The 1,667-nt window shown below is 74.4% G+C and carries 1 protein-coding gene and 1 pseudogene; one reads left to right on the forward strand and one right to left on the reverse strand.

What is annotated here, in order from left to right; all coding sequences use genetic code 11:
- Positions 1 to 951, reverse strand: a pseudogene (locus ACFU99_RS42900) (hypothetical protein); the annotation flags it as partial.
- Between ACFU99_RS42900 and ACFU99_RS42905 the strand changes: the two are divergent.
- Positions 898 to 1,638 (forward strand): hypothetical protein, encoded by a 741-nt coding sequence (locus ACFU99_RS42905; RefSeq protein ID WP_384404008.1) that lies wholly within the window; start codon positions 898 to 900, stop codon positions 1,636 to 1,638. The pseudogene ACFU99_RS42900 and the gene ACFU99_RS42905 overlap by 54 nt on opposite strands.
- Positions 1,639 to 1,667 lie beyond the last annotated feature (29 nt).

The raw sequence follows: 1,667 nt of genomic DNA on the forward strand, positions 1-1,667 counted from the left end.
CGTGATGACCGCGGTGGCCGGCCCTCCGGTGGTGGCTATGGCCAGCGCGACGACCGCGGTGGCTTCCGGCGTGACGACCGTGGCGGCAGCGACCGGCGCGACAGCCGTCCCGGTTTCCAGCGCGATGACCGTGGGCCGCGTCGGGACGACGACCGTGGTGGATTCCGCCGCGACGACCGTTCGCGTGGTCCGCGTCAGGACGACCGCGGTGGGTTCCGTCGTGATGACCGTGGTGGCAATGACCGTCGTGACGATCGTCGTGACGACCGGGGCGGGTTCCGGCGTGACGATCGTGCTCCGCGTCGGGATGACGACCGTGGTGGGTTCCGGCGCGACGACCGGCGCGATGAGCGTCCGGCGTTCCGTCGGGACGACGACCGTCCGCGTGGGCCGCGTCGCGATGATGACCGTGGTGGTCGGCCTGCCGGCGGCAGTGGCGGCGGCGGTGGATATGGGCGTCGTGATGACCGCGGTGGCCGGCCCTCCGGTGGTGGCTATGGCCAGCGCGACGACCGCGGTGGCTTCCGGCGTGACGACCGTGGCGGCAGCGACCGCCGCGACGACCGGGGCGGGTTCCGGCGGGACGAGCGTCGCGATGACCGGCGGGACGACCGTGGGCCGCGTCGGGACGACGACCGTCCGCGTGGGCCGCGTCGGGACGATGACCGGGGTGGCCGGCCTGCTGGTGGCGGTGGCTTCGGTCGGCGCGATGACCGTGGCGGCGGTGACCGGCGTGACGGCGACCGTGGCGGGTATCGCGGCGGGCAGCGTCCCCCGCGGGACGACCGGCGGGACGACCGGCGCGGGGGCGGCGGGTATCGGGGGCGGGACGAGCGTGGGTCCGGTGGGTTCGGGCGGCGCGATGACCGGGAGCGGGACCGGGAGCCCGTACGCCGGCTGCCGATCCCCGAGGACGTGACCGGCAACGAGATCGACCCCGACGTGCGCCAAGAGCTGCTGAGCCTGCCGAAGACGCTCGCCGAGGACGTCGCGCGGAACCTCGTGATGGTGGCGAAGCTGCTGGACGAGGACCCGGAGCAGGCGTACGAGTACTCCCGTATCGCGCTGCGGCTCGCTTCCAGGGTCGCGGCCGTGCGGGAGGCGGCCGGGTTCGCGGCGTACGCGACCGGGAAGTACTCCGAGGCGCTGGCCGAGTTCCGTGCGGCGCGGCGGATGACCGGGTCCGTCGACCTGTGGCCGGTCATGGCCGACTGTGAGCGCGGGATGGGCCGGCCGGAGCGGGCCATGGCGATGGCCGGTGAGCCCGAGGTGCAGCGGCTGGACAAGGCCGGGCAGGTCGAGATGCGGCTGGTCGCCGCCGGGGCCCGTAAGGACATGGGACAGGCCGACGCGGCGGTCGTGACGCTCCAGAGCCCGGAGCTGGCCTCGAACTCGATCCAGCCGTGGACCGCCCGCCTCCGTTACGCCTACGCCGACGCGCTGCTTGAGGTCGGGCGCGAGGACGAGGCGCGCGAGTGGTTCGGGAAGGCGCTGGAGGCCGACCAGGGCGGTACGACGGACGCCTCCGACCGGCTCGCCGAGCTGGACGGCGTCGAGTTCGTGGACGCGCTGGACGAGGACGGCGGCGAAGACGGCAGCGGGAATGGCGGCGAGGCCGAGCACGGCGATCAGCGCTGATCGTCGACGCTGGGAGGGCGGGGTTCCGG

The organism is Streptomyces sp. NPDC057654 (assembly GCF_042800135.1).
Taxonomy (GTDB): Bacteria; Actinomycetota; Actinomycetes; order Streptomycetales; family Streptomycetaceae; genus Streptomyces.